Origin of the sequence: Halorubrum sp. Ea1 (assembly GCF_002252965.1) — an archaeon.
Classification (GTDB): domain Archaea; phylum Halobacteriota; class Halobacteria; order Halobacteriales; family Haloferacaceae; genus Halorubrum.
The window spans coordinates 24,318-31,640 of sequence record NZ_NHPG01000033.1; the positions used below are offsets into that span (position 1 = coordinate 24,318).

At 64.2% G+C, this 7,323-nt stretch carries 6 protein-coding genes; 3 read left to right on the forward strand and 3 right to left on the reverse strand.

What is annotated here, in order from left to right:
* Positions 1-8: 8 nt before the first annotated feature.
* Positions 9-404, forward strand: a complete 396-nt coding sequence (locus DJ73_RS04950; RefSeq protein ID WP_094523564.1) for a hypothetical protein — start codon at positions 9-11, stop codon at positions 402-404.
* Here the strand turns inward: DJ73_RS04950 and DJ73_RS04955 are convergent.
* Positions 393-1,781, reverse strand: coding sequence for a DUF389 domain-containing protein (locus DJ73_RS04955; RefSeq protein ID WP_094557426.1), 1,389 nt, complete (start codon positions 1,779-1,781; stop codon positions 393-395). The two genes, DJ73_RS04950 and DJ73_RS04955, sit on opposite strands and share 12 nt — an antisense overlap.
* Positions 1,782-2,151: 370 nt before the next feature.
* On the opposite strand from DJ73_RS04955, the gene DJ73_RS04960 reads away from it, so the two are divergent.
* Both DJ73_RS04960 and DJ73_RS04965 read left to right on the forward strand, forming a co-directional pair.
* The gene (locus DJ73_RS04960; protein ID WP_094523568.1) at positions 2,152-2,994 is read left to right on the forward strand and encodes a YihY/virulence factor BrkB family protein; all 843 of its coding nucleotides are present in this window, start codon (positions 2,152-2,154) and stop codon (positions 2,992-2,994) included.
* A 450-nt stretch (positions 2,995-3,444) separates the two neighbouring features.
* Complete coding sequence (locus DJ73_RS04965) at positions 3,445-4,155, forward strand: ferredoxin--NADP reductase (protein WP_094523570.1); 711 nt, start codon at positions 3,445-3,447, stop codon at positions 4,153-4,155.
* Between the two features lie 109 nt (positions 4,156-4,264).
* On the opposite strand, the gene DJ73_RS04970 is transcribed toward DJ73_RS04965, so the two are convergent.
* Positions 4,265-5,326, reverse strand: coding sequence for a hypothetical protein (locus DJ73_RS04970; protein WP_094523572.1), 1,062 nt, complete (start codon positions 5,324-5,326; stop codon positions 4,265-4,267).
* Between the two features lie 663 nt (positions 5,327-5,989).
* Complete coding sequence (locus tag DJ73_RS04975) at positions 5,990-7,102, reverse strand: mechanosensitive ion channel family protein (protein ID WP_094523574.1); 1,113 nt, start codon at positions 7,100-7,102, stop codon at positions 5,990-5,992.
* Positions 7,103-7,323 lie beyond the last annotated feature (221 nt).

The following is a 7,323-nucleotide window of genomic DNA, read 5'->3' on the forward strand; positions in this document are numbered from 1 at the left end:
TCCGATAGATGGACGCCCAACGCTGGTGGCCGCCGCTCGTCGAGCTCGCGGCGATCGCTTGGATCGCGCTGTTCCTCGCCGACCTCGCGATCGGCGTCGATCTGCTCGTCGCCTCCGCGGGGACCGAGAAGGCGGTCCGCGGCGCGCTGCAGTGGCTCCTCGTCGTCTTCCTCCTCGACCTCGTGCTCCTCTATCGGTGGTCGGACAGCGGCCCGAGGGAATTCGTCCGTTCGAACTGGGTTCTCGTCCTCACCGCGGTCCCGTGGTTCCGTCCGTTCCGACTCCTCCGCGTCGGTCGCTCGGTGCGCGCGTTACGGCTCCTCACCGGATCGCGTCGGATCGGGTCGCTCCTGACAAAGCTCCGCCGCAAGTGTCGGAGCTTGTGGCGACGCTTACGCGACTGAGGTCCTCGCCGAGGTCGGAATCCATTCGTCGAGCGACGGTCTCCACTCATCGAACGGCCACCGCACGCCCCGCTCGCCGTCGCCGGTGGCCGGCGCGCGCTGGTAGTCGACGAACCGAACGTCGACGCGGACCGATCGAGCCGTCCGGTTGTCGATCTCGGCCTGGAGATCGGTCGCGAGCCGCTCGTGTTCGCTGTCGCCGGAGCGCCCCACAGTTACCGTCACCGAGACCTCGTCGCTGAACGCGCCCGCGTCGTTGTACTCGGTCGCGACGCCGGCGAGCTCCAGCTCGCTGTACTCCTCGCCGTCGAGGACCGTTTGGACCCCGTCGTTCGCCTCCTGCTCGAAGACGAGGTGCTGGTACGTGCCGAGGGCGGTCACCGCGACGACGACGACGAACAACAGGACGATCACGGCGTACGCGCCCGACCGCAGCGAGACGTCGGCGCTCTCGCGGACGGCGGGAATGACCGACGAACGGTAGCCGAGCGCGACGAGCGTGAGGTACGCGGTGAGGTTGATGAAGACGATGTTCATCAAGAGCAGGACGGTTCCGCCCGCGACGACGAGCGGCTGGCCCCAGGCCGTGCCGATGCCGGCCACCGCCGCCGCGGGGACGATGGCCGCCGCGACGGCGACGCCGGCGATGGAGACGGGGAGGTCGGTCGCGATCGCGAGCGCGCCGGCGAACCCGGCGGAGACGGCGATGGCGAACGTCAGGAGGTTCGGGGTGACGAACGCGCCCACCTGCCCGATGGTCGCGACGTCCAGCGTCGACGGGACGAATCCGCTCCGCTGCAGGAACACGCTCATCGCGACCGCGCCGAGGTACGCGACGACGAGTCCCGTCACCTGCGAGGTGGCGCTGTCGACGACCATCTCGTGGTCGCTGATGACGGCGCCGACGCTCGCGGAGAGCGTCGATCCGGCGAACGGCGCGATCACCATGGCGCCGACGATGACGATCGCGGAGTCCAGGAGGAGGCCGCCGACCGCGACGACGGCGCTCGCGACGGCGAACGCGAGGTAGGTCGCCGTGTCCGGCGTCAGATCCTCCGCGCGCGCCCGGATTTCGACGTTCGGAGCGCCTCTTTTACCCTTCGGCCCCTCGACGTACCGGTCTTCCAACTCGTCCGCGTTCGGCACCGTCGCCTCCTCGACGTCCGTGACGACGGTGTACGTGTCCTCGTCGAGTCCGGCCTCGTACAGCCGGTCGAGGACCACGCCCACGGCGCTTGACGGCACCGGTATCTCCGCCAGACTCCCCTCTCGACCACCGTTCGCGTCGGTGAAGACGAACTCCACCTCCATCTCCGAGAGCGCCTCTCGGACGGCGTCGCGGTCGTCTTTCGGGACGAAAACCTGAACGAGTCTCACACCGGCCAGTCGCGGCAGATGCGTTTTACTAATCACCTGCTACGGATCAGTAACGGAGAACATATTCGACCGAGCGGTCCGACATCGAGCGCAACGCTCGACGCTATCGGAGTTAAAACCGACTCACGACACGTGAGAAACCGGTCCGGACGCTCGCGACCCGCGTAGCGACGAGGCCAGGGCCCTCTACTCGTGAACCGCTGACACCTCGCCGGTTTTGCGACAGTATAACTAATGAATCGTCTCCGCCACTACCCGCATGGACACCGCGTCACTCGCGACACCGGTCGACCGACGCCCGCCGTCGACCGTGAGGCCTCGACCCCCGTTCGACGCCCTCGATGACTGAAGACGGAGCCTCCGTCGGCGCATGAGGCCGTCGGGATCCGACGACGCGAGGGGCCCCTCCCGCGCGTCGGTAAGGCAACTCGCGGCGGCGGTCGTCGCGCTCGCCCGGAAAAACGATATCGGCGTCGTCGCTTCGGGCGTCGCGTTTTACCTGTTCAACTCCCTCGTGCCGCTGCTGTTGTTCGCGTTTATCGGGCTCTCGGCGGCCGGGTGGCTCGGCCCCGCCGTCGGCCTCTTCGGAGCCGTGGCCGGGATCGACGCCGGCGCGCTCGCCGCCTCGTTGGATTCGATCGTCGGCGACGACGCGGACCGACGACGGGCGGTCGTCATCGCCGGTCTGATCCTGTTGTGGAGCTCGCTGCGATTGGTGCAGGCGATCAACGTGTCGTTCCAGACGATACACGGCGTGCGCCACGAGCACTCGGTGGTCGAGACCGTGTTGGACAGTCTGATCGTGTTCGCGACGATCATCGTCCTCGTTCCCGTCGGGTCGCTGCTCGTGGTGGCGCTGACGGTCGCGACGGACGTCTCCGTCGTTAGGGCGGTCAGTGCTCCGCTGCTGTGCGTCGCGCTCTTCGCCGGGTTTCTGCCGATGTACTACCGGTTCTCGGCCCCGGAGACGACGCTCTCGCAGGCGTTTCCGGGCGCGGCGCTCGCCGCGGTCGCGTGGGCGCTCTGCGCCGTCGGGCTCCGGCTGTACATCTCGACCTCACAGAGCGTCAGACTGTACGGCGTCGCCGGCGGCGTCCTTCTGGTGTTGACGTGGCTGTACGTCGGCGGCCTGACGCTCCTCGCCGGGGCGGCCCTGAACGCCGTTCTGACGGGGAGCGTCGACATCGACGCCGGCGAGCGTCCCGACGGGTGACCGGGAGACGGGCGGCATCGGAAGAAACGGTGGCCTCGGCACTCACGACTCACAACCTATCCATAGTGAATGTACTTAACACAGTTATAGACGCCGCTCAGTCCATTATCTGTTCACTTTCGATTACCACTCTTCGGGCGGTCGACCCTACGTGGAAGCTCGGACATGCCGTACGGCTTCTCGATACTACTGACCAGCCGCGCTGTTTATGCCTGTGTATTTCTACCATACATATATAAACAAAAATCAATACATCAGCGTTGCCCGATTCCGGCGCCAACCCCCTTATCGAACCGTTTCGCTCGGTTCCTGCCGGAACGCATCGCGGAGACTGGCAAAACACCGTTTGACGAAACTAATAGATCACCGACATATCATGTTTCGACACGGCCGAACCGCCTCAGCGGAGCAGCGCACGCCTGGCTGCACCACACAGCGCTCTCGTTCACCATGACACACGAAGCAAAAGTTGTTGACACGTATCAGATCACGCCCCGAGTGAAAGGGTTCCGTCTGCGAGTACCCGGTCACGAGTTCGAGTACGACCCGGGACAGCACACGACGATCCGGTTCGAATCGGGCAACGAGCGAATCGTCCGCCCGTACACGCCGACGAATCTGCCCGGTAGCGAAGAGCTGGCACTGACGATCAAACGCTACGATGACGGACTGGCGTCGTCGTACATGCACCAGAAGCGACCGGGTGACACGGTCGAGATCGGCTCGATAGAGGGCGCGTTATCACTCGTCGACACGAGCCGAGACGTCGCTTTCCTCGCGTCCGGCACGGGCCTCACACCGATGATGGCGATGCTCCGGCAGTATCTGCGCGAGGGCACTGGCCACGCGCACATCCTCCTCGGCGAGAAGCGAGAGGAGACCATCATTCACCGAGAGACGCTCAATGAACTGGCGGCGAACAATCCCAATCTCAACCTGACCTTCGTGCTCTCGGACCCCAACTGGGAATGGACCGGGCGGATCGGATACGCACAGGAACACCTCGAAGACCTGTTCGACGAGTTCACCGAGCGGGACTTCTACGTGTGCGGGGTCCCGCCGATGGTCGTCCAGGCGAAAAACCGACTGGCCGAGCTTGGAGCGCCCGACGAGCGAATTCACAGCGAAGGCTGGGAAGACAGCGTCGTCGCAGACGACTAACGAGGAGTGACGGTATTCGGTCAGTGCAAGGACCGTTCGCAGTCGGTTCGCTTGATCTGACCGTCCCGGGTTCGACTCCTGGTACGGTATCCCGGTAGGCCCGGCTTGACTATCGTTTGAGACGGCGCTCGGAGAGCCGCGGACAGCCGAGTCGGTCCATCGTGCCGTGCGCTACGAGTTCACGGAGTAGACCAAGATCTGCGCTCGCGTACGCTTTCAGGCAGTGAGCGAGTTGTGCCGAATCGACCGATCCGTCCTCGGGACCGAGATACCGCTCGACGAGCGTCGCATAGTCACCGTCGGTCATCCGTGGGTCGGATACGTCCGAGAGCGGCATGGTGTCGACCTCGCCGCGCCAGTCTGCCCGGTCGATCCCGATGTCGTAGTCGCTGAGTAGAACCGGATCGACCTCGATGCCAAGTTGACGAGCCGCTTCGACAACCGTGTCAGCCTCCGATCTGACCGGGACGCTCTCCGGGGTTGCGTGGAAACACCCGTTCAGCACCCGCTCTGCTCCGGTCCCAACGACATCGCCCCCCGATGCTTGCGCGAGACGTTGATAGAGCATTTCGAGCGGAAAGCGGTCGTATCCACGCGTCACAAGCGTTGCGCCTTCTGCCTCTGAAAGGTCTTCGACGACGTGCTCGAGCAGGAGCTGTTCGTCTCGCGTGTCGGGTTCCTCGCGATGATATACCGTCGCATCACTGGACCGGTCACAGTATGCGAAACAAACGGCGGCGATTTCGTACGTCTCCGGGTCTTCCACCCGGATACCCCCCGTCTCATCCGTCGGCCGGGGTTGGACGGTCACAGCGATACGTTCGTCGCTTGCCCCTAGCTGGACCAGCCACGGGGTGTCAAGTTCAGCCAGTGGCGGGTGTGTCTGAGGCTCCGGTGCCTCGATACGTTCCACGCCACTGTTACCGGATGGAAACAGGAGCTGGGCCCCGAGTGACCTCGACCGGACGACCCGGTCGAACCGGTACCATTTGCCCGTCTCCAACGACGATTCAGTAGCCGATGGCTCTTGGACTGCCACCCGTAGCTCCGTCCCCTCGATATCGGTACAGTATACCATGGACGTGGGTTCGGCCGGGTCGTCTGCAACGTAGTCAACCCGGAGTGGAACCTCTAAGCCACGCTCCGCCGGAATCTCCCTCGAGGCTATCATCTGTTCGAGAAAATACGGCCTGTACGTTCAAAAACTACAACCTGTCTCTGTGGAGTGTTAATCGGGAGTTCATCAACCTCCTCTGCAACTAATCGTTCTCACTCTTTTCGGAGATTCTGAATCCATCGTCGGACATATTCTCTGTCTCTGTGCTAATTCGTATAGCTCTTGAGACAGAGTCGTACGGACCATTGCCTCACGTCGTCTCTAACCGCTCAAATTGTACTCTATTCGACCTCAAATGACGACTGTCCCCTCTTAGAGGGCAGCAGACGCGATTCTCAGACGTTCGTGCACTTCTCCTCGAAAATGTATGGATAGAAAGCTGGCCTCGGCACTCATAGGGCTCGTCATCGCCTCCCTCGTGCCGGCCCTAACTTCGATCCCGCTCTGAGGGGACGTTCCCCGTGCGCGACCGGAACGTGGCGAGGGCGGACCGGTCACCGATCGAGTTCTGACCGCGGCAGAGCGTCGGAACGTCTCTCCCGCAGCCCGGACTTTGGGGCGAACGCGTCCGTCAGAGAAACCGCCTCGGCGCTCGTGACTCTCGAGCTACCGGCGGTGAATAGTGCACTCCGCCGATTCCGACGAGAAGGCCGATTGCGGTCGAAAGCCAGTCGATCGGTCGGTCCGACCGGTCGGCAATCGGCGCCGCGTCCGGGCTCAACCCCCGTCGTCGACCTTCCCGAGACGGATCGGTTCCTCGTCCCCGTCTGAGCGTTCGACCCGGACCGTCCTGGTCGGGAACGCCATGTCGAACCCGGCGTCCGCGAACGCCCGTTGAATCTCGCCGTTCACGGCCCCTCTGACCTCCTTCCAGCGGTCGAGGGCCTCGATGTGGTACTCGAGCCTGATCCGCATCGCCGAGTCCCCGTAGTCCCAGAACCACGCGCCAGTCCGCTCGGCGTCGACGCCGTCGACCTCGTTCGTCGTGTCGACGACCAGTTCGACGGCGGATTCCATCTCCGCCGGCGTCGTGTCGTACGACAGCCCGAGGAAGGTCTTCACCCGTCGGGTCGGCTCTGCGGAAATATTTCGCACCTCGGCCTTCGCGATCGACGCGTTCGGGAGCGTCACAACCCGCCCGTCGAAATCTCGGATGCGCGTCGTCCGGAGCCCGATCTCTTCGACGGTACCGGTCGTCCCCTCGATATCGACGATGTCGTCGACGAGGAAGGGCTTCGTCGAGAGGATGTGCGCGCCGCCGAAGATGTCGGCCATGGTCTCGCGGGAAGCGAAGGCGACTGCGACCCCGGCCACGCCGAGTGAGGCGATGACGGCCACGACGTCGTACCCCAGCGAGTCCAGCACGACGATGCCCGCGACGGAGACGATGGCGATGTTGGCGATCCGGCTGACAATCGGAACGAGCTCGTCGTCGAGCTTGGACTCTGTGCGTTCGACGTACCTCATGAGGTAGGTCTCGACGAACCCGTCCGTCAACCGGACTGCGATCCACGCGATAGCCACGATGACGGGAATCTCGACCGAGGCGTTCAACACCGACTCCAGCGGCTCGACCGGCGAGAGGATGCGTCGTCCCGCGACCGCACCGAACACGACGCCGAGGAGGACGACGGGCCGCCCGAGCGCGTAGACGACGATGTCGTCGACCTCCGTCTCCGTCGCTTCGACTTTCCGCCGCAGTCTACGCCGGTAAAAGAAGCTCAGCGACCGGCCGACCACTGCACCGAGGCACAGCACGGCGAAAAACAGGAAGTACTGCTGGATCGTGCTTCCGAAGTACGTCTCCGACAGCAACGAGACAACTGGCATACAGGAGGCGTGCTCCCCGGTATCATAACTCTATGGCCGCGTCCGACGCACGGGTCGCGTCTGCCGCGTATCGGTGCGTCACTCGCCGGCGGCGACCGGGCGGTCGCCGGAGTGCGTCAGGGCGAACGCGAAAACGTGGCCTCGACGCTCGAACCCCGACGACTTACCAGTACCAACCGACTTCGGCCTGCGATTATACAGGCTGGAAGGCGAATACACCC